This is a genomic window from Sphingobium chlorophenolicum (genome assembly GCF_000722875.1).
GTDB lineage: Bacteria > Pseudomonadota > Alphaproteobacteria > Sphingomonadales > Sphingomonadaceae > Sphingobium > Sphingobium chlorophenolicum.
In genome coordinates this window covers 48,857-73,986 of record NZ_JFHR01000024.1, presented here as the reverse complement: position 1 = coordinate 73,986, position 25,130 = coordinate 48,857, and the positions used below count along the sequence as shown (strand labels likewise).

27 protein-coding genes and 1 tRNA gene are annotated in these 25,130 nt (G+C 61.6%); 9 read left to right on the top strand and 19 right to left on the bottom strand.

The features are described 5' to 3' along the window. The first annotated feature begins 384 nt into the window (after positions 1-384). Positions 385-522 carry a hypothetical protein gene (locus tag BV95_RS23565; RefSeq protein ID WP_156028645.1) on the top strand — a complete coding sequence of 46 codons (138 nt, stop codon included), beginning with the start codon at positions 385-387 and terminating at the stop codon, positions 520-522. Positions 523-793: 271 nt separating this feature from the next. On the opposite strand, the gene ald is transcribed toward BV95_RS23565, so the two are convergent. Continuing rightward, positions 794-1,909 carry an alanine dehydrogenase gene (gene ald / locus BV95_RS11840; protein ID WP_037451818.1) on the bottom strand — a complete coding sequence of 372 codons (1,116 nt, stop codon included), beginning with the start codon at positions 1,907-1,909 and terminating at the stop codon, positions 794-796. Positions 1,910-2,107: 198 nt separating this feature from the next. Here ald and BV95_RS11835 point away from each other — a divergent pair. After that, positions 2,108-2,198: transfer RNA gene (locus BV95_RS11835), tRNA-Ser, on the top strand. A 118-nt stretch (positions 2,199-2,316) separates the two neighbouring features. Here BV95_RS11835 and BV95_RS11830 read toward each other — a convergent pair. The 13 genes from BV95_RS11830 to BV95_RS11780 all read right to left on the bottom strand — a co-directional run bounded on the left by BV95_RS11830 (position 2,317) and on the right by BV95_RS11780 (position 13,747). Further along, entirely contained in the window at positions 2,317-3,165 is an 849-nt protein-coding gene (locus tag BV95_RS11830; RefSeq protein ID WP_037451816.1) for a DUF5677 domain-containing protein, read from the bottom strand. A gap of 129 nt (positions 3,166-3,294) precedes the next feature. Further along, positions 3,295-3,777, bottom strand: a complete 483-nt coding sequence (locus tag BV95_RS11825) for a hypothetical protein (protein ID WP_062792054.1) — start codon at positions 3,775-3,777, stop codon at positions 3,295-3,297. A gap of 89 nt (positions 3,778-3,866) precedes the next feature. Continuing rightward, a complete protein-coding gene (locus tag BV95_RS11820) occupies positions 3,867-4,601 on the bottom strand; it encodes a hypothetical protein (RefSeq protein ID WP_037451812.1) in 735 nt (244 codons plus the stop codon). Between the two features lie 275 nt (positions 4,602-4,876). After that, positions 4,877-5,143, bottom strand: a complete 267-nt coding sequence (locus BV95_RS11815; RefSeq protein WP_202901559.1) for a hypothetical protein — start codon at positions 5,141-5,143, stop codon at positions 4,877-4,879. Between the two features lie 32 nt (positions 5,144-5,175). Next, on the bottom strand, positions 5,176-5,802 hold the full coding sequence (locus BV95_RS23560) for a hypothetical protein (RefSeq protein WP_156028644.1): 627 nt from the start codon (positions 5,800-5,802) through the stop codon (positions 5,176-5,178). 174 nt (positions 5,803-5,976) lie between these two features. Beyond that, entirely contained in the window at positions 5,977-7,575 is a 1,599-nt protein-coding gene (locus tag BV95_RS22735) for an AAA family ATPase (protein ID WP_051749736.1), read from the bottom strand. Then, positions 7,572-8,123: a hypothetical protein gene (locus BV95_RS23555; protein ID WP_156028643.1), complete on the bottom strand. Its 552-nt coding sequence runs from the start codon at positions 8,121-8,123 to the stop codon at positions 7,572-7,574. The genes BV95_RS22735 and BV95_RS23555 overlap by 4 nt, the downstream gene beginning before the upstream one ends. Before the next feature lie 11 nt (positions 8,124-8,134). Further along, a complete protein-coding gene (locus BV95_RS11800) occupies positions 8,135-8,374 on the bottom strand; it encodes a helix-turn-helix transcriptional regulator (protein ID WP_037451859.1) in 240 nt (79 codons plus the stop codon). Positions 8,375-8,450: 76 nt separating this feature from the next. Further along, positions 8,451-8,705, bottom strand: a complete 255-nt coding sequence (locus tag BV95_RS23550) for a hypothetical protein (protein WP_156028642.1) — start codon at positions 8,703-8,705, stop codon at positions 8,451-8,453. Next, the gene (locus tag BV95_RS11795) at positions 8,705-9,967 is read right to left on the bottom strand and encodes a tyrosine-type recombinase/integrase (RefSeq protein ID WP_051749734.1); all 1,263 of its coding nucleotides are present in this window, start codon (positions 9,965-9,967) and stop codon (positions 8,705-8,707) included. The genes BV95_RS23550 and BV95_RS11795 overlap by 1 nt, the downstream gene beginning before the upstream one ends. 301 nt (positions 9,968-10,268) lie before the next feature. Beyond that, positions 10,269-10,772, bottom strand: coding sequence for a PIN domain-containing protein (locus BV95_RS11790; RefSeq protein ID WP_037451810.1), 504 nt, complete (start codon positions 10,770-10,772; stop codon positions 10,269-10,271). A gap of 6 nt (positions 10,773-10,778) precedes the next feature. Beyond that, entirely contained in the window at positions 10,779-13,268 is a 2,490-nt protein-coding gene (locus BV95_RS11785; protein WP_051749733.1) for an N-6 DNA methylase, read from the bottom strand. Then, positions 13,265-13,747, bottom strand: coding sequence for a hypothetical protein (locus tag BV95_RS11780; RefSeq protein WP_156028641.1), 483 nt, complete (start codon positions 13,745-13,747; stop codon positions 13,265-13,267). Before BV95_RS11780 ends, BV95_RS11785 begins: the two co-directional genes overlap by 4 nt. A 386-nt stretch (positions 13,748-14,133) precedes the next feature. Here BV95_RS11780 and BV95_RS11775 point away from each other — a divergent pair, with 386 nt between their 5' ends. Both BV95_RS11775 and BV95_RS24755 read left to right on the top strand, forming a co-directional pair. Beyond that, positions 14,134-14,913 (top strand): tyrosine-type recombinase/integrase, encoded by a 780-nt coding sequence (locus BV95_RS11775; RefSeq protein WP_255265434.1) that lies wholly within the window; start codon positions 14,134-14,136, stop codon positions 14,911-14,913. After that, positions 14,910-15,275, top strand: a complete 366-nt coding sequence (locus BV95_RS24755; RefSeq protein ID WP_255265433.1) for a tyrosine-type recombinase/integrase — start codon at positions 14,910-14,912, stop codon at positions 15,273-15,275. Before BV95_RS11775 ends, BV95_RS24755 begins: the two co-directional genes overlap by 4 nt. A gap of 99 nt (positions 15,276-15,374) precedes the next feature. On the opposite strand, the gene sigJ is transcribed toward BV95_RS24755, so the two are convergent. Genes sigJ through BV95_RS11760 form a run of 3 tightly spaced genes read right to left on the bottom strand, consistent with a single transcriptional unit; the run spans position 15,375 to position 17,459 of the window. Continuing rightward, positions 15,375-16,274, bottom strand: a complete 900-nt coding sequence (gene sigJ, locus BV95_RS11770) for an RNA polymerase sigma factor SigJ (protein WP_255265432.1) — start codon at positions 16,272-16,274, stop codon at positions 15,375-15,377. Beyond that, on the bottom strand, positions 16,261-16,701 hold the full coding sequence (locus BV95_RS11765) for a hypothetical protein (RefSeq protein ID WP_037451804.1): 441 nt from the start codon (positions 16,699-16,701) through the stop codon (positions 16,261-16,263). The genes sigJ and BV95_RS11765 overlap by 14 nt, the downstream gene beginning before the upstream one ends. Beyond that, positions 16,698-17,459: an SDR family oxidoreductase gene (locus BV95_RS11760; protein WP_037451847.1), complete on the bottom strand. Its 762-nt coding sequence runs from the start codon at positions 17,457-17,459 to the stop codon at positions 16,698-16,700. The genes BV95_RS11765 and BV95_RS11760 overlap by 4 nt, the downstream gene beginning before the upstream one ends. A 173-nt stretch (positions 17,460-17,632) precedes the next feature. Here BV95_RS11760 and BV95_RS11755 point away from each other — a divergent pair, with 173 nt between their 5' ends. Next, positions 17,633-18,088 carry a carboxymuconolactone decarboxylase family protein gene (locus BV95_RS11755; protein WP_234703165.1) on the top strand — a complete coding sequence of 152 codons (456 nt, stop codon included), beginning with the start codon at positions 17,633-17,635 and terminating at the stop codon, positions 18,086-18,088. Between the two features lie 198 nt (positions 18,089-18,286). On the opposite strand, the gene BV95_RS11750 is transcribed toward BV95_RS11755, so the two are convergent. Then, positions 18,287-18,619: a CoA transferase gene (locus BV95_RS11750; RefSeq protein ID WP_037451801.1), complete on the bottom strand. Its 333-nt coding sequence runs from the start codon at positions 18,617-18,619 to the stop codon at positions 18,287-18,289. 137 nt (positions 18,620-18,756) lie between these two features. Between BV95_RS11750 and BV95_RS11745 the strand changes: the two genes are divergently transcribed. Further along, the gene (locus BV95_RS11745) at positions 18,757-19,503 is read left to right on the top strand and encodes a TetR/AcrR family transcriptional regulator (RefSeq protein ID WP_162179744.1); all 747 of its coding nucleotides are present in this window, start codon (positions 18,757-18,759) and stop codon (positions 19,501-19,503) included. 126 nt (positions 19,504-19,629) lie between these two features. Here the strand turns inward: BV95_RS11745 and BV95_RS11740 are convergent, their stop codons facing one another. Continuing rightward, positions 19,630-20,130 carry a sterol desaturase family protein gene (locus BV95_RS11740; RefSeq protein WP_037451798.1) on the bottom strand — a complete coding sequence of 167 codons (501 nt, stop codon included), beginning with the start codon at positions 20,128-20,130 and terminating at the stop codon, positions 19,630-19,632. 252 nt (positions 20,131-20,382) lie between these two features. Here BV95_RS11740 and BV95_RS11735 point away from each other — a divergent pair, with 252 nt between their 5' ends. From BV95_RS11735 to BV95_RS11725, 3 genes are all read left to right on the top strand, one after another. Beyond that, positions 20,383-23,700: a trifunctional glycoside hydrolase family 18/polysaccharide deacetylase/glycosyltransferase family 2 protein gene (locus BV95_RS11735; protein WP_037451838.1), complete on the top strand. Its 3,318-nt coding sequence runs from the start codon at positions 20,383-20,385 to the stop codon at positions 23,698-23,700. A 62-nt stretch (positions 23,701-23,762) separates the two neighbouring features. Beyond that, on the top strand, positions 23,763-24,179 hold the full coding sequence (locus tag BV95_RS11730; protein ID WP_013848383.1) for a PDZ domain-containing protein: 417 nt from the start codon (positions 23,763-23,765) through the stop codon (positions 24,177-24,179). Then, entirely contained in the window at positions 24,176-24,862 is a 687-nt protein-coding gene (locus BV95_RS11725) for a response regulator transcription factor (RefSeq protein WP_037451796.1), read from the top strand. Before BV95_RS11730 ends, BV95_RS11725 begins: the two co-directional genes overlap by 4 nt. Positions 24,863-25,130 lie beyond the last annotated feature (268 nt).

Genomic DNA, 25,130 nt, shown 5'->3' with positions numbered 1-25,130 from the left:
GATTTAGGGGGTGGGCTGGCGCGACATCTGCGTTGTTTTGCAACGGCTAGGTTAGAAGCTCGCTCTGCTCGCGCCCACCCCTAGCCCCTCCCGCCTGCGGGAGGGGAATGTCTTACGATGGCCAATTGTCGCTGTTCGGCTTTTGAACCGCCAAGCTGGCATTCGGCTAATTCAGCCGTCGCACTTGGCCGCGATCGTCGGTCGAACGGACATAAGTTGCGCGTGTTTCAGTTCAAATCCATTGGCGCTGCTATCCGACAACACCAACATGAAGTCTCGGTCTTCGCGCATATATGTGTGTGCGTAATATTTAATCCGCAACCAAGGAGGCGTCTTGTCTCCTCTGACCCATCGCTTCACCTGAACGTCAGCTTGGGTCCAACCATGACCGAGCATATCTTCGTCATTGTGGGCTGGTTTATATTCGCCATTCCTTATTCGCCCTACCACAATGACATCTCTGCATCCGTAGGCCAAAGTGCGATCCTCAAGCGACGCGGACTGATCCGTCGCGCAAGCTGACAACAAGACTGCGACAGCCAACAGGGATGATCTTTGCTTCATTCGCGGGAATGTGGCGCGGGGTACTTTGGGAAGCAATGTCTGGTTGCAAGCAGGTTAGCTGCTCATGCGCGTGACTGGAATTGGGTCGAGGTGGAGTTGGAATTCCCGTTCGACTTGAGCGAAGGCAAACGTAGGTGCCTCGCTGCGCTCGGCTACCCACCCCCGGCCCCTCCCTGGAAGGGAGGGGAGAGAAAGGTCTGCGATTGGGCGAAACCGGCAGCCCCGCGTTCTAGCCGACGGCTTCCCGCGCCGGGGTGTAGGGCAGGTCCAGCGCCTCCGCCACGGCCTGGTAGGTGATCCGGCCTTCCCATACGTTCAGCCCGTTCAACAGGTTCGGGTCCGCCGCCAGCGCCTGTTTCCAGCCAAGGTCGGCGATGCGCAGCGCGTGGGGCAGGGTCACGTTGTTGAGCGCGTAGGTGCTGGTGCGCGCCACCGCGCCGGGCATGTTGGCGACGCAATAATGGACGATGCCTTCCACGATATAGGTCGGATCGTCATGGGTGGTGGGATGGCTGGTTTCGAAGCAGCCGCCCTGGTCGATCGCCACATCCACCAGCACCGCGCCTTTCTTCATCGTCTTGAGCATGTCCGCCGTCACCAGCTTGGGCGCGGCGGCTCCGGGGATCAGCACGGCGCCGATCACCAGATCAGCCTCCGCCACGCATTCGGCCAGGTTCGCCCGGTTGGAGAAGCGGGTCTTCGCCCGCGCCTCGAAATGAATGCCCAGCCGTTCGAGCGCTTCGGGGCTGCGGTCCAGGATGGTGACGTCGGCGCCCAGGCCCGCCGCCATCTGCGCCGCGTTGAAGCCGACCACGCCGCCGCCGATCACCGCGACCTTCGCAGGCAGCACGCCGGGCACGCCGCCCAGCAGCACCCCGCGTCCGCCATTGGCCTTTTCCAGCGCGGTCGCGCCAGCCTGGATCGCCATGCGACCGGCGACCTGGCTCATGGGCTTGAGCAGCGGCAGGCCGCCATGGGCGTCCGTCACCGTCTCATAGGCGATGCAGACCGCGCCCGATGCCATCAGATCCCGCGTCTGGTCCGGATCTGGGGCGAGATGGAGATAGGTGTAGAGGATCTGGCCGGGGCGCAGCAGGGCGCGTTCCTCCGGCTGGGGTTCCTTGACCTTCACGATCATCTCCGCCGTGGCGAAGATGGTGGCGGGGTCTTCGACGATCTCCGCGCCGGCGCGGGCGTAGAGGCCGTCATGCGCGCCGATCCCCTCCCCCGCGCCGCTTTCCACCAGCACGCGATGGCCGTGGGCGGTCAGTTCATGCACGCTTTCGGGCGTCAGGCCGACGCGATATTCGTGATTCTTGACCTCTCTGACGGTGCCGACGATCATGATCTTTCTCTCCATTCGGGCGGGCGAGGCTGTAATGTCCGTTAGATAGGGATCGTTCCGGCATTTTACCCGCTTTCGGCGGGATGGGGCGAGGGAGCGGATCGGCTGGCGCAATCGGGCAGGAGCGACGAAGGAAAGTAAAGCATCCCCTTGCCTAGCGCGCCGACCCGCGATAGGGAGCCGCCTCCAGTGCAATGCGGAGCGGTGGCCGAGTGGTCGAAGGCGCTCGCCTGGAAAGTGAGTATACGTCAAAAGCGTATCGAGGGTTCGAATCCCTCCCGCTCCGCCAACACCATGACTAACTGATTGGTTTTGTGGGATAATTTGGAAGCATGGCTTCCTGTCCCACGCTTTGTCCCACGCTAAAATGCCAGTGCGGTTGGCTGGATTGTAAAGGTTGATTCGCCTCACGTTACGGCGTCGGTCGGAACCATCGTTTCTGCATAGCGTGCCATTAACGCCTGAAATTCGCTGTCCCGCGACGTGTCCTTCGTGAGCCAGCGCATAGCTTCTATCACCATGATGATTGCGCCACAGGCGAACGCAAAAATTTCGGGAACGGCGTCTTCATCGGGTCCGATGATATGGCCGTTGAACGATCCATCGTCCTGCCTGTTCAGATAGTGGATGGTCGATTGAACGCTAACGTGCGCCGCTTTTCCACATAGCATTCTGTATTCGGTATAGCGGTTGCCAAATCCACCTTTGTCGGCAAGGTCGCTCATTTTGATTGACGGATTCGGATATTTCTTCAGTTCTTTTCCCAACTCCGACATTCTTGACCGCGTTTCGGCCAAATGTTCGGCATTATCTTTGACTATCTCGATACTAAGACGATAAACTTCCAACTCTTGCCTGATAGTTTCCGCGAAAAGCGTGTTCTTCGCTGCATCCGGCGACTTATGCAAAAATCCAAGCCAGAACGCGGTTTCATAAATCGAGCGAGCCAACGTCAATGCTTCGACGTGCATTCCGCGTTCCGCCGACAGTATCGACGCTTGGTAGGCCGATAGAGCGCGGGGAATAAGCTGGATAGCGACGCATAGCGGATCGTGCGAATATCGGCCTGTCAACAATTCGGTGCTATCTACGTAGAACGCTTGCCCTAACTTGTTCAGTTCGTCGGCAATGGCGAAGCTTTCAGGATATTTCGTCCTGATATGCGCTTGGATATGGCGCATGGCATTGGCCAAATAACCGTTGATTTTGAAATCAGCGTCAAATTCTTTCCCCGCTTCGTCAGTAAGTTCGCCCATATGGACGAACCTACATCGGACAACACGCTTCGCAATGGCTGAAACGGAAAAGCCCGGCCCAACGCTGGCACCTACGTTGAACCGGGCTTCCCAAAGCGCGACGGCAAGGAAGGAAGGCGAGACGCCGCGCTAAGGCAGAAAGGGCAAGCGGTTGGCGATGACGTGGGTGCGGTCGGCGGGCGACAATGCCCACAGGGGGACAGCGATCAGGGGATAGGCGTCAAGGTCCACCCCCGCTGCCCCAAGGCGCGCCACGGCGTCCGCAATCGCTTCCTGCGGGTCGTCCAGCCCGACGACGGCCATCAAGGGCCAGCGGTCTTCAGGCGACCGCCACGGCATCGGCAGGGCCAGCCGGGCGTCTTCCAGCTTCGACAATGCATGGTCCAACCGAAGGCCAGGACGAATTTGGCCGGGCGGGTCGCTCAAATCTGCCGTAGCGGGCAACGAAAGGTTCGCCGCCTGTTCGAACGAAACGAACAGCGGAAGTGCGTTCGGGCTGAAATCCGTCGTCGGCGGTTCGGCGAAGTCCCAAGGCAACAGTTCGCCCCATTGCCCGCGAACGACCATTTCAACCGGGTTCGGAATGGGCTTGCCGAAGAACGTCCGCGCCACCGGACGCGCCGACGAACACGGCGACGGTTCCGGGGCGCTGGACTTCGCCAGCCACCCCGCGAACCACGCCAAGGCAGTTTGAGCGGGCGTCAAAGCGTGAACCTTGTGCGAAGCTTGGCCAGTTCAAGCGGCGAATAGAAGGACGAATGGACCTTCGCGATGAAGCCGGGATACCGCTTCGCCAGCTTTTCAAGTTGGTGCGACGTTTCGATGTGCGCCAGCGCATCGGGGGCGAACTTTTCGACCGCACGTTCCTTGAACATGAGCGCGTCCTTTTCGGGCAAGCCCAAGAGACGCCAGCTATAGTTATACATCGCAACGGCGAAGTCGGGGTCGTCGGTCACAGCTTCGCGAATGTTGGCGTAACCGCCGTTCTGATTTTTCGCTTCGTCCTTCATCCAATCGGCGGCGCGAAGATAGAAGCCTTCCCGCGCGGGATTGGGCTTGAAGCGGTCGCCAAAGATGTTTTCAGCCGCCGCCATGTAGTCCTTCGACCGGCTTAGAAGAATGCCGTGCGTCGCTTCGGCAGTAGCGACAAGGCCGTTCGCAACCTTCGACGCATATTCGTGGCGAACCGGCTCCGTCACCGTAAGGTCGCCCGTGATGCCCTTCAGCTTGTCGGCGCTTGTCCGGGCCGCGCCCCGAACGTTGACAATGCCGCCATTCACGTCGGAATCAGTGGCGAAGTGCGCGGGGTTTCCGAGCATCGCGTCCAATTGCGTGTCCAGCGTTAGGTGCTGAACAAATTCGACGGCTTTGGGGTCGTTTACCGGCGTAAATCCCGGCGTCACGTTCATCGGACCCAAACTCGCATTTTCCATCATCGTTACCTTCCTTCAATTTTCGGGTTGCGTCGCGGGCGTCGGCCACAAGACGGCGCTGTTGATCTGCCCACAGGGGTTCAAGCGTCGGAAGTTCGTCGTCCGTCGCCCGCGTCGGCGTGGCGATGAATGCGGACGGCAATCGACCGTGGCGTTCGGCGAAGCGCGCCAAAGCTTCGTCCAATGTTTCGCCGGTCCCGACTTCAACGACGTTAGGAACGACGGCGGCGCGACGTGCTTCCAACCGGGCGATACGACGGGCGTTGGCGCTGGCCATGTCATGCGCGCGCCTCAAGTGCGGCGATGCGGTCTTCAAGCTGCCCGCCTTCGATCAGCCGGGCCAACACCATGATGGCATTCGCGTAGCGCGACAGGTCGGACGTTTCCATTTCCCCGGCCAATGCCCGGCGGATCAGCTTCGCAAGCGCCCGCTGGCAGTCTCGCGACGTGTCCAAGGGCAGGCGCACGACCTTCTTCGGCGGCTTACCCGTGTCGGCGGCTGGACCCCACTTATTCTGCGGACTTGCGGTATCAGCGGCGGACATTGAACGGCACCATAGACGGGGGTTTGCGACAATTACTTGGGATGAATTACATCATAGACCCGCCTTATGGAAGTAAGAACCCGAAATAATCGAATGAATTGGCGATAGTCTTTAGTTGAACGCAATTCCGACAAATGATCTAATGAACGATCTATTGTTTCAATTGCATCTTCAACGATAGCTTCGATGCCGTCTTTCTTCATTGAGTTACCAAGTTCGGCACAAACTTCATCAGAGTGAATGCGATATACGGCGAACAGTTCGTCATTCCGTGTTAGAGACTTGTCGTTGAACACGCCGTCGCGACGTTCGGCCAACCGACGTTCGACCGCTTGGATTACGCCCTTATGCTGGGGCATGGCTTCGGCCATTTCGCGGGCGATGGCTTCGCACTGTTCATCGGTCCAGCGCGTCACGAAACCGGCGGCGGTCAACGCTTCTTCGGCATGGTTGCGTTCGAAGGCGACAACGCGACGTGAGGTTTCCAACGCCAACGTGTTCGGCGATGCCTTCATGGGTAGCGCGTCGGACGTGCTGAACAATCCGATGGCGAAGTGCAGATGAAGCCACGGCAGGGCATCATCATAGTGAAGGCGAACACCTTCGGCCAAACTGGCGACGCAAGGTTGCTTCCAACGTAGGGCTAAATCGACGGTCATTGCGATGGTCCTTTCATCAAAATGTGGGGCAGCGTGTGGGACGGCATTCGAAGCGATACAAAATGCGCTGAATTATGCGGGCTTGATTGCATCAATGGCGGAGCCGTCGTCCGTCGTTGCTGCCTACAGGGGTTTTCAACATCACCCCCGGTCAACCGGGACACCGGGACACCCCTAAAGGGTTGTGTCCCGTCCCGTCCCGCTATTGGCATCGGGACTGTCCCGTGAATGTCCCGCTGTTGTCCCGCTGTCCCGGCGGGCGATAATCAACGCCGCGATGGCCCCGTTGTGCGCTGCGGCCTGTGGTCCGCCGATGCGATAGTGGTCGCTTTCAACGACAAGATGGCCGTCGCTTACCAAGTCGGTGCGAGCGCGATTGAAGGCTTTACGCTTGCTGTCTTCATTATCGCCGGTCGAATTGCGATAGAACACCGGACGCCAAGCATCTTTATGAACGCCGACGAAATTGCCGTCGTCATCAACGATACCATGTTCGCCAGCGGCTTCGCGGAACGTTTTCATTCCCATGTGCTTGTTCGGCGCAAGCGGCTTCGACGCCCATTGCGGGCTAATCCCGCCTTCCGGTGACACAACGCAACTTGTGATGGGGTCGCCGTCTTCGTCGGTGCCAAGGTTCACGACACGCAAGCTGAAGCCGTGTTCGATGCCGTCTTCGCCGTCCTTCGACTTCTCCAATTTCCAACTACGGCGGTCGCCATTGCGATTGACGAATATTACGGCGTCCGCTGCGGCGAACAGGCTGTTGTGGCCGCGAAGGCCGCGCGTCGGGTCTTTACCGGGATGCGCGATCAACACGACAAGGCCGTTCGTCAAACGTTGAAGCGCCGATGCCCCGGCGACTATCTGGCCCATTCCAAGCGGGCTGTTTTCGTCCGCACCGCCGGATGCCCGGTTCAACGTGTCGATGAAGATTACGACGTTCGGCGGGCATTCAGCGGCAAGTGCGGCAATGTCGTCGGGCTTCGTCAAATCGAACGGGTCGAACGCTATCCCCATGCCTGTGGGCAAGTCTCGACCGTTGGCCGTTTCCCATGCCGCTACGCGCTTCCGAAAGCCCGCCGCGCCTTCAAGCGCCAGATAGAGAACAGGCCGCTGTTTCGTCCGATAGCCCCACCAATCGCGCCCTTCGGCGATATGCGTTCCCATGTCGAAGGTGAGTAAGGATTTGCCGCCGCCACTTTGGCCATAGTCAACAACGATCCCTTCGCCGGGCATCACGCCTTTAATCACGTCGCGGGACGGTGGAATTGTCCGCAATTCCGCGCCGATCATGATGTTGAAGCGCCCCGGCTGTTTCGTCACAGCCGTTGCCGTCAAAGCCTGAAGCTGATTGATGACGGCGGCATGGTTCATCGTCGGCAGCTTTTCCGCGAATGCCTTGGCGACCATGTGTTCGACGTAGGGAACGCCGCCGATGGTCGTTTGCTTATTCCGCGCGCCCAACGCTGATTGGTTGAATATGCGGGCGCACTGTTCGCGGTTGTCGGTGTAGAACGCGATAATATCGACCAAGGCGAAGTCCGCTTGCGACTGCGAACCATGCGGCGGCGGATAATGCTTTTGCCAATTACCGTCGTGTAGATCGCGCGCCTTTTCGCCGTTGGCAGCGGCAAACATGCGCTGGCGCAACACGTCGTCGCTTTCGATCTGTGGGCCGTCAAAGCCGCTGTCGGCGCGGTCGGCGCGGCCTTGGCCAAGCTGTTCCCAAAGGGTGGCCAAATCGGGGCATTCGACTATCGCGCGGGCCGTCATACAACGTCCCCCGTCATCGTCATGAAGCGTTGGGAAGAATAGACTTCGACCTTGCCGCGACGGCGACCGGCGGGGACATTGCCGCGCACGATGATATGGAAGCCGCGACCGGACGGCGAACGTTCGGTGTAGCTGTTGAAGGTCGCCATAATCCGTTCGCGCACGGCGATGGCTTCGGCGTCGTCGCCGCAATCGTCCAAATCAATGAACGTGTAAGGGTCGGCCTCGGACAATACGAAGCCAATTCCGTCGCATTCTTGGTCACGGAATGCGTCAACAGCTTGTTCGAACGTTCCCCAACTTGTCTGGTCGGAATGACTGGCGAATGATCCAGTTGAAGGGTTAAGCGGAATCTTCTTCGGCTTTTCGCTGAAGACCAATTGATACTTCCAACATACCCACGAACGATACGTCTTCATTTCGTCGGGAATGTTAGACAAACGCTCAATTGCTTGCGTTTTACTGATTGCGGGGCTAGTGTCGTCGCTGCCTAACACGACGTTCCTAGCCGCTGCCCCTTCGCCGGGGTGGCGGCTTTCGTTTGTCATGGGGACGGTCCTTAGGCGGCAACGGCGCGCTGGCGATGAAGGTCGGCAACGATGGCGCGGATTTCGTCGTCGGACTTACCAGCCAGCCGTGCGGCGTTGATCGCTGCGATTTCGTGCGACGCCCAAGCGGACTGCCGTTCGCCGATCTTCACGGGCTTGGGCAACAGCCCCTTGGTCACATGGTCATAAACCGCCGTGCGGCGTAGGCCGGTCGCTTGCTCGACCGAAGGCAAGCGGAGATAGCTAATCATATCGAACCCCATCGAACTAAATCGGATGAGGATTAGCTGTCACAAGAAGCCGCTGACAAAAAGTGCAATCAGAAAACTACGATAACTGTTGTTTATTGCGTTGTTCACGAATTAGCTTCGCCATGTGTTCGACGGTGATCGTCAACTTAAATTCGGCGATGCAATCGGCAGCAGCGCGGTTCAACTTCGCTCCACCTTCAACGTAAGTTACGCCCTTTGCTATAGCGTCATTACGACGGGCAGTTGATTGGTTTTTTGAACCTTCCTTGCGACCGCCACGATTTTCTGGGAATGCGCTTGGATCAACGCCGCTGAACACTTCGAAGGCCATTACGCCGCGCCCTTGATAGCAACGACGTTGCAAGCGGCATTGTCAGCCATCGCGCAACGCTTCGCCCAATCTTCCATCAACCGGGCGCGCTTCGGCAGCAACGACCCGCGCTGATATGCGCGTTCAGCCTTGTCGGGCAACCTGTGGGCAAGCGCATGTTCGATGACTTCGCGGGGATATGCCGTCGCTTCGCCAGCCCATTCGCGGAAGGTTGAACGGAAACCATGCGGCACAACGGGGCGCTTCGTCCGGCGGTCAACGAACATGGGGTCGTCGCCGTTGATCCGGCGCACAAGCATGGACAGGGCCATGTCGGACAGCTTGCCGCCACGTTCGGCGGGGAAGACGTAGGGAACGCCTTCAACGCGTGGCAACGCCTTCAGCAGCGCCACGGCAGCGTCGGACAACGGCACTTCGTGTTCCTGTTCGGCCTTCATGCGGCCTTCGGGGATAGTCCATAGCTTAGCGTCTAGGTCGATTTCATCCCATGTTGCGCCCAACACTTCGCCCGAACGGGTCGCCGTGAGAATGGCAAATTCCAGCGCCCGCGCGGCGGTTGCTTCGCGCCGACGAAGTTCGGTCATGAATGCGCCGATTTGCGCGTGAGGCAACGACGGTTGGTTCTTCGGCTTCGGCTTGGCCTTCAGAAGCAACGCTTCCAAGTTGCCCTTGAACGCGGCGGGGTTGTCGCCAGCCATGTAGTCCATGCTTTTGGCGTGATTGAACACCTTTTCCATACGACCACGAAGACGACGGGCGGTTTCGTGCTTCGTCCCCCAAATCGGTTCAAGGACGGCAACAATGTCGTGCTTCGTGATGCTGCCCACAGGTTTGTCCCCGATCAGCGGATAAGCATAGGTTTCCAGCGTCGAAGTCCATTGCGCGACGTGCTTGGCGTTCTTCAGCCCTTCAGTTTCGATTTCGATGGCACGTTCGGCGCACTTCCTGAAGGTGATGCGCTTGCGGCTTTCGACCCGCTTCGCTTCCTTTTCGGCCTGCCGTTCGACAAGCGGGTTGCGACCTTCGGCAATCTTTTCATGTGTCGCCTTCGCCAGTTCGCGCGCCTTCGCCAATCCGACTTTCGGATACGACCCCAACCCTACGTCGCAACGCTTGCCGTCGATTACGACGCGAAGCATCCATGAACGGCTGACACCGACTACGCGGAAATACAGGCCGGGAACCGTGCCGTCACGATGACGACCGTTCGCCATCGGTTGGTTCAACTGGACCGCTGAAAGCTTCGCCGTAGATTGCGCCATAATTCTAACTCCCTGTCCCACACTGTGTCCCACATTCTGGCGCGGATTTCAAGAGTCGTCATCGGACGTTATCGAACGATAATCCCGATTAAGCCATTGGTTTGCCGTGGTTAAAATGGACCTAGCCGAACGCCGCCGGACCTTAGCAAAGCGGACTCCCGCTCCGCCATTCACAAAATCGTAGGTGCGGCGGCAAGCTGCGGCGGAAAGCGGCTTTAGCGTAGTACGAGACGGTAACGCTGCCAGATTGCGCGAGTCGGAGCATTATGTTGCGATCGAGGCGGCCAAAGCAAGACAGCTCTCATATTGTGAGCAATCTTACATCCGGATCGGCATCCGGAATGCGTTTCATTCGACCATCGGCGGTTACGAAGATAAGATCACGCTCCTTGGCCTGCGCGCACATCCAAAGGTCATTTTCGTCAATCCCGAGCTTTTGGCCCGTGGCTTTGTCGACCCATTCCTCGATATATTTCGGGCGGTCCTTTCGCAGCACCTTCGCCAGATATTTCTGCGCGATGCGTGCCTTCACGTCGGCATAGACAGACGCCGTGTGATGCGTGATGTCGATGACCGCATGAGAGCGCGCCTGGACCAGCATCGCCTCCAGGGCGGGCAGATTCCCCTTGCCGATCGCTGCCGCGAGCTTGGTGCCGAAACCCAGTTCGGCCAGCGCCACGGCGGAAATGAACCGGGGGCTGTCGGCGGGCAATGCCGCCAGCGACTGGCTCTTTTCGGCGTGATGAGGATGCATCGGATCCAGATAGATGGACAGGATCGTCGTATCGAGGAGATAGGCGTCCATTCTCCTTTACGCCACATAGTCACGGAGCAACGAAACCTGGTCTTCAGGGAGCGGCTGAAATACCTTCCTGACCCAGTCCCCGGTGGCATTGAAGCGGCCCGACAACCGCTCGGCCAAGCTCAGTCCAGGCACCGGATAGAGGCTGTTCCAATGCTGCCAGGGATGGGGAACTGGGCGCTCGGAGCTTTCGAAAAACGCCAAAAGCTGCCGTTCGAGCCTCAGCGGGAGATCATAAGCTTCAAGGACGGCAGCGTCGATTTGCGCCAACAACCGCGCAAGCTCGTCATCTACACCCGCCAAAATTGGCGGCGCACGAAGAAGGGCGACATAGGTGCGAACTAGCTCTCCCAATTTCACGGATAGAGATGCCGGGATTGGAATATCGCCGACAACCGAGGCCCGGAACCGATCTTTCGGTGAGTTTACGGCCAGAAATGCGTTGGCGATCGGGCCGTTCAGTATTCCTGAGAACGCGAGTAGCTCGGCCGGGCTCAATTCGGCGACAGGCCACAGACCAAAAAACTGTTGCGAGCAGAGCAAGCCTTCCGGATCCGCAAAGGCACCAATGCACCATGCACCCCTGCTCAGGCGCGTGGCGCTTGCGATGATTTTGGGTTGTGACCAGTCATGCGCTCCACCTCGACGCAGATTATCGGGTTGGAAATCCAGCCAGATGGGTCGAGGAGGAAGATACTGTTGAAGGTGCCGAGCGTTAGCAAAGCCTAGCCGGTATCCCGGCTTTTCCATGTCGCTGGTTGCCTGGTCCTGATTGTAGGTCCATTCCAGCCCCCGACTCGGCTTCAGAACTGAGTTGAGCCTTGGATGGTTTTTCAGATAGTCCCACAAGTCATTCAGCGGTGGTATCCAAAGGCGACCCGCTGGCTGATCGTCGATGGCGCGGATCACATCGCGATGGACCGTCGTCTGCCCGGTCTTCAGGAAGGATGAACGATCGCGTTCGGCGACTTCGGTCGAGCGGATTGTGATCGTTTTTCTCGTCGGCGCGCGCAGGTCGCGTGCGATGACCGCCGACGATTCGACGTCCGACGCGCCGAAAATCCCGTCCGGAAGCTTGAGAATTTCAACGGAGCCGTAGAGACTTTCGATCCGACGCCGCTGTTCCGCAAACTGCCGTTCAAGAATGAACGATCGTGGCAACACAAATCCGAGCGCTAGCGGTTTCGCGTCCAGGGTCGCGCTTAAGGCTGCAATAGCTTTGGAATGCGTTTCGCTCGCGACGGCGTACCTATCCTTGTCGGCGGGATCGAAGGCTTCAAACGGCGGATTGCAGACAATCACGTTGTTCGTACCGATCCGCTGCGCCAGCGCGCCGTCGGCGAAGAGATCAGCTTCTTCGACATGCCAGCCATTATGATTGGGGTAGTCGGCAAGGATCAGCGACAGTGTCGCCACTTCGCACGCGAAGGGATCGACCTCGTCGCCTGAAATATGTTTGATGAGGAAATCATGACGCTGCTGATCCGACCATTCCACGGGCAGGAGATCACGGAGGTGGCGGAGCGCCGAGACCAGAAACACGCCGGCGCCGGCAAACGGCTCATAGATCCTGATATCTTCAGGTTTGTGATTGTGCAGTTCCAGGCGCTGAACAACATATTCCGCCACTTGACGTGGTGTGCTATGCGTCCCGAACAGCTTGCGGGTTTCCGGCGTGACCAGCGTGTTCTCGTACACGAAGGCAAGGTCGTCGGACGAGATATTGGAAAAGCTGATCCCGGCGCGCAAATGCCGCCACGCCGCATCGAACATCGCTGGTAGCGCGCTGTTCGCCGACCCGTTGATCGCCCCGAGCGTATAATAGGTCTCGATCCCGGTCAGGACCGATGCCAGGTCTTCGGGATTCCAACCGTCGGCATAGGGATGTCGACGATCCTGCAGTACCTTGGCAGCGAGCAGGCGAAACACCACTCGAAATAGCGTGCGCGGGTCGAGGCGATCACCGCCGGGCGCCTTGCGTGCCAGATCGAGCGTCTCGACCAGCAGGCGATCCAGTTTCAGATGAATCTCGCCTTCGATCGCGGGCAGCAGCCCCAGATCGACGAAATCGAGCTGATAGCTCCCGCCGGTGCTGCCGACCGACTTGGCGCGGTGAATGGCATCGGGGTGCCAACTCGACTGATTGCGGGCGAACAACGCCGTCAAATCGGCAAGCTTGATTTTCTCAAGTGCCCGGGGCGGGTCGACACTTCTTACCTGCCAGACGGTCACATCGTCATGGTCGATAACGAACAACAGCGGCGCACCCAACGCTCGATGCTCATTCACGAGATCGACGGCACGGCGGCCATCGCCATTCACCACCGCGAGCGCCGCGGACCGATAGGATGGCGGCGTTCGTGTGAAGGCGACGAGCGGCACCGTTCGGGTCGTGTTGGCGTCGACCAATACGTCCGCGAAGGCATAGTCGCGCACGACCGCTTCCGAGCGATAGCCGGCATCGTGGACGGCCTGTGCGATGCTGTCGACGGCGTTCACAGCCGGCCTCCGCGCGCAGATGCTGCAGCGTTGATTGGCATTGGCGGAAAGAGAAGTGACGCCTGCTCGCGGCTGTCGCTTGCCGCCAGCAACTGCTCCCGGAGACGCGCGACCATCGGGCTCAGTGGGATCGTGATCAACGGCCGATCGCTAACGATCTCTGCAAGCTCCGGGCGGAGCTGCAATTGCGCGCCCGGCACATCAATAACCAGCTTGGCGCGCTCCAGCGCCGGCCAAGGCGACAGGTTGCACAGCTCGAACAGGGTTTCAGCGATGGGAGCCAACGCGCCGACGCGGATCGCCATATCCGTCGCCAGCGATCTGATGACCGACACGGCAACGAGATCTCCCGAGCTAAAGCAGGGACTATGCCCTCGTCCCCGGCGCAAAGGGGCCAGTGCCTTTTTCCAATGGCGATAGGTTTCCGGAGCGATCGATATCGCGCTGCGAAGCTGGCCAGGGGTATAGAGCACCGTCACGAAATCAGCTCACGATCTTGTTGTTTACAACAAGATGCTCTGTTTTCTCTCTCATTGCAAGAATGATGCTTCTTTGGATCACGCGAACCCCATTCTGAAACGCGCCGGCATCGCCGTCGGCCGACGACGCGGTTCGCTCCGGCTAAAGTGTGGAAGACGGAGTTCACCCCAATCGGCTGTGACTACGAGAGTAGCGCTACAGCGTAGGTATAGTGCTCATCTTCATCGGGCGTGGCCCGCCACCACCCTGTCCTTTCACATCCGTTCCGAATCACTGAAGCCACGCTTTTCTGCGGCTTTCAGCGTGATTCTCATCCACGTTCATCCCTGCCAGTCCACCGGTGACCGATTGGAAATGTGGGAAAGAATGTGGGAGATTTGGTGGCATGGGAAAGCTCTCCGCTAGCGCTGTGAAGGCAGCAACACGCCCTGGAAGATTAGGGGATGGCGATGGCCTTTTCCTCGTGGTCCAGCCCGGCGGTGGGAAGAGTTGGGTCTGTCGGGTGCAGAAAAATGGCAACCGGCGTGACTTTGGCCTCGGCAGCGCTTCGAAAGTGGCATTAGCGACTGCGCGCGAACGGGCACGGGAAATCCGCACCTGGGTCGAACTCGGCCTGGATCCGATCTTCGAGCGGCGCAAGGCCCAAGGCATTCCCACATTCCGCCAAGCGGCTGCCCGGGTGATTGCGGCCCACAGCAGGACATGGCGCAACGAGAAGCACGAGAAGCAGTGGCTCCAGACGCTCGAAGCCTATGTGTTCCCGCATATCGGCCATGTGCAGGTTCACGAGATCACCGGTCCGATGATCCGTAACCTGCTGTCGGACATTTGGCTTGCCAAGCCGGAGACGGCGCGGCGGGTCCGTCAGCGGATCGGCACCGTACTCGATTGGGCCTATGCTTCGGGCTACCGCGAGAGCGAGGCGCCGATGCGGGCGATCACCAAAGGGCTTCCCCGCCAGCCCAAGAAGGAGGGACATTTTGCGGCCATGCCCTATGCAAAGGTCCCGGCCTTCATGGTCAAGCTCGCCGAGCGGGAATCCTTTAGCCGTCTGGCGCTGCGCTTTGCCATCCTGACCGCCGTGCGATCCGGCGAGGTTCGCGGGGCGGCGTGGGAGAATTCGACCTGGAGGAGAAGCTCTGGACGATCCCGGCCGCGCGGATGAAGGCGGCGCGTGAGCATGTCATTCCGCTGTCGGCACCAGCAATCGCCATCATCGAGCGTTGCCGCGAACTGCGGATCGGATCGCGATCGCTTGTGTTTCCCGGTGCCAGGGGGGACATGCCAATGAGCGACATGACGCTCACGAAGCTGCTTCGCGAGATGAAGGAGGACGCGACCGCCCACGGCTTTCGCTCTGCCTTCAGGGACTGGGTCAGCGAGGAGACCAACCATCCCGGCGAGATCGCGGAAGCGGCGTTGGCGCACCGCGTTAGGGACAAGACGGAAGCTGCGTATCGGCGAGGCAACCTTCTCGAGAAGAGGAGGAAGCTGATGGACGAATGGGGAGCTTATTGCGGGAAGTGATGACTGGCTGCGACCCATTGCGGTCCTTCAGCCGCCGATTTTTCGTTCCCAGGTGCGGACGGACCGATATCCCAGCGGCTGTCGACCAATTCACGACCTTCAGTGGCCGTGCTGTGGATGACCGTCAGTGCCGAAAACTGCCTCTAGGTGACGGAGCTTGTCGGGATTACGGACTATATAGATCGCCGCTATGCGCCCATCGCGAACTTCCAGCGCGGTGGTCTGCAGCACGTCGCCACGATCGATACTGATGTAGCCGGGCAAGCCGTCGATCGTCGCTGTTCGCAGGAGCGTGGGCGCTGACGTGTACTTGCGACGCAACCCGGCGAATAGGCGAAGCGCTCGCTCGAGCCCACGCACCACATTGCGGAAGGCAATCACCTTACCGCCGCCATCGGAATGGATCTCGACATCGCGTACCAGCAGTGCGGACAATGCGACTGTGTCACCGTCGCGGGCAGCAGCGAAGAAGGCGCGCGCGATCCGATCGGCCTCAGTTGCCTCAACCGTGAAACGCGGTCGCGCGTGCCGGACATGCCTGCGAGCGCGCGAGGCAAGCTGCCGGACGGCGGCAGGTTCGCGGCCCAATGTCGTCGCGACGTCGGTGAGCGCCATGTCGAACACGTCGTGAAGCAGGAAAGCGGCACGCTCCAAAGGAGACAGGCGCTCCATCGCGAGCATCAGTGTGAGCGTCACGTCGTCGGCGATCGTCTCCTCTTCTTCAGTCGTGCCCATCAACGGTTCAGGCAGCCAGGAACCGACATAGGTCTCCCGACGCACGCGGGCTGACTTGAGCTGATCGAGGCAAAGCCGAGTGACGATGCGGGTCAGATAGGCTGCCGGCGTTTCAACTTTCTGCGCCGTGGCCGCCCAACGCAGCCACGCTTCCTGCAGGATATCTTCCGCCTCGCTGACTGAACCAAGCATCCGATAGCCAAGACGCAACAGCCTTGGCCGCTCAGCTTCAAAATCGGCGAGACGTTCATCACTGTGCAGCAAGACTGTCCCCCATCGAATGTGTTCGGCGACTGCGCTTGGCATCGCGCCACGCCCAGAGGGCAAGAACGGTCGTTACTATAGCCGGTAAGGTGACAGCAGGAAAATCCTGGGCCAGTGCACCTGTCCCACAGATGCCGGTAGCCACCTCCCAGAAATGGAACAGTGCATGGCCGTCAAGCCAGAGGGCGGCGGCAGACCACAGCGAGACGCGGGCCACCGGCCGGGCGACACCTGCGAGCATCGCGATTGCGACGAGCAAGAAGATCAGGCCTATGTCGCGCACGAAATGTTGATTGAACGGACCGGTGGTGGTGACTCCGGGCACGGCGAAATACCAGTTCGCTGGTGAGATCAGCATGAAGAGGCCGTTTACAGCGGATGCGAGACCGAGGACTGTGGCCAGTGCCAGCGGAAAGTTCCGGCTCATGCGACGCTCTCCTGCGCGTGAGAGGCAAGCCACTCATCGAAGGGCGTGGGCGCGATCCGTGCATTTTCCTCCGGGACAAGTGAGCGGTCGTCGGCGGGCGCGCCAAAATAGTCATGATCGGCGGTGACGCTGATCCGGCGCGGATCGTCGCGGGCCCCGAGCCAGCTGGCGGTAAACTCGGCCAGCGGTGCGCGCTCCGGTCCTGCCACTTCGATGATGCCACCGGTCGGGGCAGATGTGGCGATCTCGGCAAGCAGGGCCGAGACATCGGCTGCGGCGACCGGCTGGAGCGCGATGCCCGGTAGGTACACAGTATCGTCCCGTGTGTAGCCATCCGCGATGGTGGATAGGAACTCAAAGAACTGCGCGGCACGCACGATCGTGTACGGCATGCCGCTGCCGGCAATCAGTTGCTCCTGTGCCAGCTTGGCGCGAAAATAACCCGATGCCTGAAGACGATCGGTCCCCACCACTGAAAGTGCGATGACGTGACGCACTCCGGCGTCGCGAGCTGCTTCCAGCAAGTTGGTTGTCGTGCCACGAAAGAAAGCGAGAGCGGCCGCGTCCTCGAACGAGGGGGCATTGCTGACATCCACCACGACGGCGGCATCAGTCAGCGCTTGTGCCAGGCCGGCGCCGGTGAGCGCGTCGATGCCGGTGCTCGGTGAAGCGGCGACAACCTCATGACCCTCGGCCCGCAGCAGTCCGACGAGGGGCCGACCTATTAGTCCGGTGCCGCCGATGATAACGATCTTCATGTCCATGTCTCCGATGCAAGTGACTGCCTGCATGACGAGATGACCGCTTCCGGTGTGACATGGGACGAAGGCGGGAACGAAAAATATCTACGCCCATGATGTCACGATGCACCCGCCTACGTCGTCAAGTCAGCGAGCGCCGATGCTCGGCGCCGATTACGAGGGAAAGCAGCATGGCCGAGATGAAGCGTTTGAACTGGTCGAAAATCGCGCCCGAGGGCGCCAAGGCTCTGTTCGGTATCCATCATTATGTGACCAGGAAGACGGATCTTCCTGAAGAGCTGATCCATCTGGTCTTTCTACGAGTGTCGCAAATCAACGGCTGCGCCCATTGCATCGATATGCACACGCGCGATCTGCTCAAGACCATGGCGATCGACAAGGTTGCCCTCGTCCCCGTCTGGGCGGAGGTGCCGCACCTGTTCTCTGACCAGTATCGAGCAGCGTTGGCCTGGGCGGAGGAAGTGACCAATGTCAGCACGACCCATGCTTCGGACGAAGCCTACGCCGCCGCTGCCGCCGCCTTTGCTGAAAAGGACTTGGTCGATCTCACGCTAGTGATCGCGGCGATGAACGCGTTCAATCGCCTCGGCGCGCCATTCCGCCTGCCGGTCGCCGCGAAGCCATAGGCTCGCGAAAGGGGGAGCATGCCGTTGCTTCCCCTTCGACGGCAGGCGACCGGCCTAAGTCAATCAGCGATGGCATCCATCCCAAGCCGGCGTGTCTGCTGTTGCCGATAGCCATCGTTTTAGTGGCGAGCTGCGAGCGACGGGTTTGTCCCACGATCCGTCGTTCGCTTGCCGGCGAAACCGACCCGTTCTTGCCGTTCAGCCGCCGATTATCGATCCCCAGTTGCGGTCCGTCGGCCTCCCAGCTTCGTCGGCGCAAATCCGCTGGATCAACCCACGTCTCGCTTCCTCGGGGGCATGTACGAGCGCCAGATCTGTGGTCCCAAGGTCGCCGTTGGGGTGAAGCAGGCCGACTTCTCGTGCCAGCTCGCAGGCATCGACCAGGGTTCGGTCATGCGCGAAGAAGGCGCCGCCGCGCGGTTCGACCTTGATCACCTGCGCGCCATGATCGGCCAGCAGCATTCCGGCGATCGAACCGGGCATGACCGGCGCGGCCTCTATGACGACAATATGCTCCAGCGGACCTGCCATATCGCTCTCCCATCTTTTTTCGTTCCCTCTGCTTCTATGCCCCTAACGCCTCCCTCGCAATGAAAATTAGACTTCGTTCTGATTTTCAGTCTTCCGCCACTGGCCAAACGCGGAAAACTGCGCCATGAATCATGACCATGACGGGCAAAAAGAGAGCCAGCCGGGGACAGGCCATCCGGGAACAGGGGGGGGACCGCTACGCCAGCGCCACGATGCTGGAACGGCGCAAGCGCATATTGGCCGTGACCCGCGAACTGGTGGCGGAACAGGGCATTGACGGTTTCAGCATCGACGCGCTGTGCCAGCGGGCGGAGGTCGCCAAACAGACATTATACAATGCCTTCGGCGCCAAGGATGACCTGATCGCGGCCGCCATCCTCGATTATTTCGAGGATTATGAAAGCCACATCCCCTATCGCAGCGCGACCGGCACGCTCAATCGGCTGATCGAACGCATGGTGGCGGTCGGCACGCGCAATCTGGCCATCCCCAATTATATCAAGGCGATAACCGGATTCTATTTCGGCGCGAGCGCCAACCCCGGTTTACGCAGGACGCTGCATGATATTTTCAGCCTGATACAAGCGCCCTACATCGAATCGCTGGTCGCCTCGTCCAGCCTGCATTCCTGGGTGGAAGGCGGGAGGCTGATAGAATCGCTGGACGAACAACGGATGCTCATCGCCGCCAAATGGGCCAAGGGCGAAATATCCGATGCGCATTTCGTCGACGAACTGGTCATGAGCGTTCTGACCATGTTGTTGGGCGTTTCGCGTGGCAGGGAATATCGTAATATATTGGCGGTCGCCGCTGAGATACATGAGATGACTGCAAGCTCTTATGTCGAATCGCTGCCTTTTTCAGTGCAACTCCCCGTTCGCTAAGCCGCGTGGAAAAATTCAAGATTCGCCGGACTGAGTGATTTGGGTGGTTACCGGACCTATCCTGTTCCTCCCCATCTATCGATGGGGAGGAACAGGATAGGTCCGCTCTCCACCCATTTCACCCATTCAGCCCCCCTTGGCCCCGCGCAGGACAGCCTCGCCTTTCCTCCCCAGTTCCCGTTTCAGCGCTTCCGGCCGGGGCGCCATCAGGAAGCCGAAGCTGACGCAGCCCTCTTTGCTTTCCACCGCATGATGCAGCCGGTGGGCCTGGACGATCCGCTTCATATAGGAAGAGCGCGGGACATAGCGGTGCGCGACGCGGCGATGCACGATGATGTCGTGGAAGCCGAGATAAATGGCGCCATAGGCCGCGATCCCCGCGCCGCAAGCGGTCGCCCAGTCGCCCCAATGCCATTGCACGCCGCCCAGCAGCAACAGGATCGAGGGCATGGCGAAGATCACGAAATAAAGGTCGTTCGCTTCCCACCGGCCATTGCGCGGGCGGTGGTGGCTGGCATGCAGGAACCAGCCCGGCCCGTGCATCACCCAGCGGTGCATGACATAGGCGAAACCCTCCATCGCGGCGACGGTGGTCAGGAAGATCAGGATCAGCGGCAGGGCGGTCATGCGACCCCTTATAGGACGAGGCCCCTGATCAGGCGACCCGCAAAGGCAATTGGAAATTTGTCTTCGGGCTTTACTGGTTCTTGGGGGTGAAAAGGGCTGGAACAGCCCCATGCGGCCTGAGGTTCGAAACGGGAGGATGGGCGCCGAATCCCGTCCACGTCCTACATGACCGATATTTCATGAACGGCTCATCGGCTCGGCAGGCGGCGGCGCGTAAAGGCGGCGCTGCGAAACAGGGTGATGGCGCTAGGCATGAGCAGACCGATCTTCTTCGATCCCACCGGCCGCAGGGGGCTTTGGGCGCGGCGTCTGCTGGCGGGCGGGTTGCTGCTGATCCTGCTGGCCGCCATCGCCTTTGCCACCACGCTGGTCGCCGTGCCTTCGGAAGGCGACCTGGCCCTGCCCCTTCCCCAGCCGCACGCGGCGCGCCTGTCGGGCATTTCCAGCCTGCGCCGGGATATCGCCCGATGGCTGCCGCATTGGGGCAGGCATCCCACCCAGGCCAAGCCGCTGAATGTCGGATTCTATGTGCCGGGGGAGGAAAGCAGCATCGCGTCGCTGCGCCGCCATGTCGGGCAGCTTGACTGGGTGGTGCCCGCGCTCGTCAATGTGGCGGGGCCGGGTAGGCCGGTCCATGTCGTTGCCGATCCGGCGTTCGACCGCATGATCGCCGCCATGCCGCATCCGCCCAAAGTGCTGCCGATGGTCCAGAATCTGGGGCAGGATGGATGGAACGGCGCGGGGACGGAGCGACTGTTGCGCGATCCCGCCGCGGCGCAGGCGCTGGCCGGGCAGATCGGCGCGCTCGTCGCCCGGCGGCATGAGGCGGGCGCGGTCATGGATTTCGAAGCGCTGCCGCCCGGCGCCATGCCCGCCTATCTGCGCTTCCTGCGCATGCTGCGCGCCGCCCTGCCGCATGGCGCGAAGATCGCGCTGACCGTCCCGGCGGGCGAGGAGGGGTGGCCGCTGGCCCGTTTCGCCGCCGTGGCGGATCGGGTGATCCTGATGGATTACGACCAGCATTGGCAGGGCGGCCAGCCCGGCCCCATCGCCGCGCAGGACTGGTTTGCGCGGCAGGCCCAGGCCGCGCTGCGGGAAATCGGCGCAGATCATATCGTCGTCGCGCTCGGCAGCTATGCCTATGACTGGCATGGCGGAACCGCCGACGCGCTGTCGCTGGACGAAGCCTGGCTGGCCGCGCATGACAGCGATGCGCGCCCGCTCTACGACACGGCCAGCGGCAATGCGGGCTTCGCCTATGACGAGGCGGGGCAGCGCCACCGGATCTGGATGCTGGACGCCGCCGCAAACTGGAACCAACTGCTGGTGCTGAAGCGGCTGGGCATAGAGAGCGTCGCGCTGTGGCGGCTGGGCAGCGAAGACCCCGGCATCTGGGCGGACCTGACCGCCTGGCGCAATGGCGGCCGCCCGAAGCTGGGCGCCATGGCCAGCACGCTCACCACCGATGTCGAGGGATCGGGCGAAATATTGCGCATCACCGCCACCCCGACGGAGGGGCGTCGCGCCATCGCCTTCGGACCGCAGGGGGCGATCGAGCATGAAAGCTACGGCGCGATGCCGACGCCCTATCAGGTGCGGCGCACCGGCGGGCAGGACCGCAGGATGCTGGCGCTGACCTTCGACGACGGGCCGGACGCGCAATGGACGCCGCAGATATTGAAGGTGCTGGAACGCACGCGCACGCCCGCGACCTTCTTCGTGATCGGGGAAAATGCGCTGGAACATCCGGGGCTGCTGCAACGGATCGTCGCGGACGGGGATGAGATCGGCAACCACACCTACGACCATCCCAATCTGGCCACTTGGTCGGAGGAGCCGACCCGGTTGCAGCTCAACGCCACGCAGCGGCTGGTGCAGGCCTATACCGGGCGCGGCATGCGGCTGTTCCGCGCACCCTATTTCGGGGATGCGGAGCCGACCACGGCGGACGAACTGGAACCGGCGCTGGCCGCGCAGAAACTGGGCTATACGGTGGTCGGCCTGCACGTCGACCCCAATGACTGGCAGCGCCCCGGCGCCGACGCCATCGTGCGGCAGGTGATCGATCAGGTGCATGCGGCCAGTGCAGACCGCTCCGAAAATATCGTCCTGCTGCATGATGGCGGCGGCGAACGGTCGCAGACGGTGACGGCGCTGCCCCGCATCATCGCGCAGCTTCGGGCGGAGGGCTATCGCTTCGTGCCGGTGTCGCAGCTTGCCGGGCTTCCGCAGGACGCCGCCATGCCGCCGGTCAGGGCCGACGACCTGCTGGCGGTGCGGGTCGACGTCGCCGTGTTCGTGGGGCTGGCGGCGCTGTCCGCGCTGCTGGGGTGGATATTCTATGTCGCCATTTCGCTGGGGCTGGCGCGGGCGGTGTTGATGACTTTCCTTGCCTGGTTCCAGGCGCGGCGCGGCCGCCCCGTGCCGCCGGACCATCAGCCGACCGTCTCCGTCATCATCCCCGCCTATAATGAAGCGCGGGTCATCGAATCCTCGGTGCGGCGGGTGCTGGCCAGCCACTATCCGGGCCTGCAACTGATCGTCGCGGACGACGGGTCGAAGGACGCCACCAGCGCCATCGTGGCGCGGGCCTTTGCCGACGATCCCCGCGTGACGCTGCTGACGCTCCAGAATGGCGGCAAGGCGGCGGCGCTGAACCGGGCGCTGGCGCAGGCGACGGGAGAGATCGTCATCGCGCTGGACGCCGACACCCAGTTCGAGCCGCAAACCATCGCCCGTCTGGCCCGCTGGTTCGCGGACCCGGCCATCGGCGCGGTCGCGGGCGATGCGCGGGTGGGCAATCGCGTCAACCTCGTCACCCGCTGGCAGGCGGTGGAATATATCACGGCGCAGAATCTGGAGCGCCGGGCGCTGGCCGGGTTCGACGCCATGACCGTAGTGCCGGGCGCGGTCGGCGCGTGGCGGCGGGCGGCGCTGGACGCGGTCGGCGGCTATCCCGAAAATACGCTGGCGGAGGATCAGGACCTGACCATCGCGATCCAGCGGGCGGGCTGGCGCGTCACCTTCGATCCCGAAGCCGTCGCCTGGACCGAAGCGCCGGAAAGCTTCCGGGCGCTCGCCAAGCAGCGCTATCGCTGGGCGTTCGGCACGCTGCAATGCCTGTGGAAGCATCGCCGCATCCTGCGCGACCGGCGGCCCACCGGCCTTGCGCTGGTGGGACTGCCGCAGGCGTGGCTGTTCCAGATCATGTTCGCCGCCATTTCCCCGCTGATCGATCTGGCGCTGATCACGTCGATCGTCGGCACCATCGTCCGGGTGAACCAGCATGGCTGGGCGCAGACCAGCAACGACGTGTGGACCATGGGCGTTTACTGGCTGGCCTTCACCGGCATCGACGTCCTTTGCGGCTGGGTCGCCTACGCGCTCGACAATCGGGATGCGCGCTATCCGCCGCATCTGCTGGTGGCGCAGCGCTTCGTCTATCGCCAGATCATGTATTGGGTGGTGGTGCGGGCCATCGCGTCGGCCATTGGCGGCTGGGTCGTGGGCTGGGGCAAGCTGGAGCGGAGCGGGCGGGTCGCGGCCCCGGCCGTTCCATCCGGGGCATGAACAAAGCTTAACATGACTTGGCCCGGCCCATCGCCCATCCTGCACCCCATGAAAGCCACGCCATGGCCCGGCAGAGACTGAGCAACGCCGCATCGGGCGCGCTGCTGGCCGCCCTTGCGCTCTGCGCCATGGCGATGAGCAGCGCCTTCTTCCTGCATGCGCGCCACGCGGCGGAGGAGCGGATGGAGGCGATGGCGGCCAAGGCCCGCGCCCTGCCCGGCGTGACCCTTATGGATGGCGATCCGGCGGAGGGGCGTCCGGGCGTCATCGTCACCAGCATGGAGACGGACGGCCAGGCGGCGCGGCTGGGCATCAGCGTCGGCGACGGCGTCGTCAGCCTGGACGGCATGCCGATCAGGTCGCTGGATCAGGCCAGCGCCTATCTGTTACACCATAGCCAGCCGCGCATAGCGCTGGGGCTGAAACATGCGGACCGGATGCGCGTGGTGATGCTGGACCGGCCGGAAGGGGGACGATGAGCCACAAGATATTGGTGGTGGAGGATGATGCGGACACCGCCGCCTATGTCGCCAAGGGCATGGGCGAGGCGGGCTTCACCGTCGACCGGGCCGACAATGGTCGCGACGGCCTGTTCCTGGCGAGCGACGGCAGCTTCGGCGCGATCATTCTGGACCGGATGATGCCCGCGATGGACGGCATGGCGATGCTGAAGGCCCTGCGCGCCGCCGGGATAGAGACGCCCGTCATCATCCTGTCTGCCCTCGGCACGCCGGAGGACCGGGTGGAGGGGCTGACCAGCGGCGCGGACGATTATCTGGTGAAGCCCTTCGCCTTTGCGGAGTTGCTGGCGCGGGTGCAGTTGCTGCTGCGCCGGGGCGGCAGCGGCAGCGCGGTGGTCACCCATCTGCGCCATGACGATCTGGAGATGGACCTGCTGTCCCGCCGGGTGAAGCGGGGGTCGCGCACCGTCGACTTGCAACCCCGCGAATTTCGGCTGCTGGAATTCTTCCTGCGCCATCCCGATCAGGTGGTGACGCGGACCATGTTGCTGGAGGGGGTGTGGGACTATCATTTCGATCCCGGCACCAACGTCATCGACGTCCATGTCAGCCGCCTGCGCCGCAAGCTGGATGAGGGCGGCGGCAAGCCGCTGCTGCATACGGTGCGCGGCATGGGGTATCGGCTGGGGCCGGAGAGTTAGGGTGTGGCTAATGGCGGACGTTCTCAATCCTCCCTACGCGAAGCGTGGGGAGGGGGACCGCTCGCGAAGCGAGTGGTGGAGGGGAAAATCGGAGGTCGTGCCCCTTCCCCTCCACCACCGCTTTCAGCGGCGGTCCCCCTCCCCATCTACCGATGGGGAGGAATAGGATAGGCACGCTCTTCCCCAAAAAGGCCCGTTAGCAATCGCTAAGCCCCCTCCCTCCCGCCGCCGGTTCGGCTTTGCCCGCTCGACCATCGGGCGTTTCGTC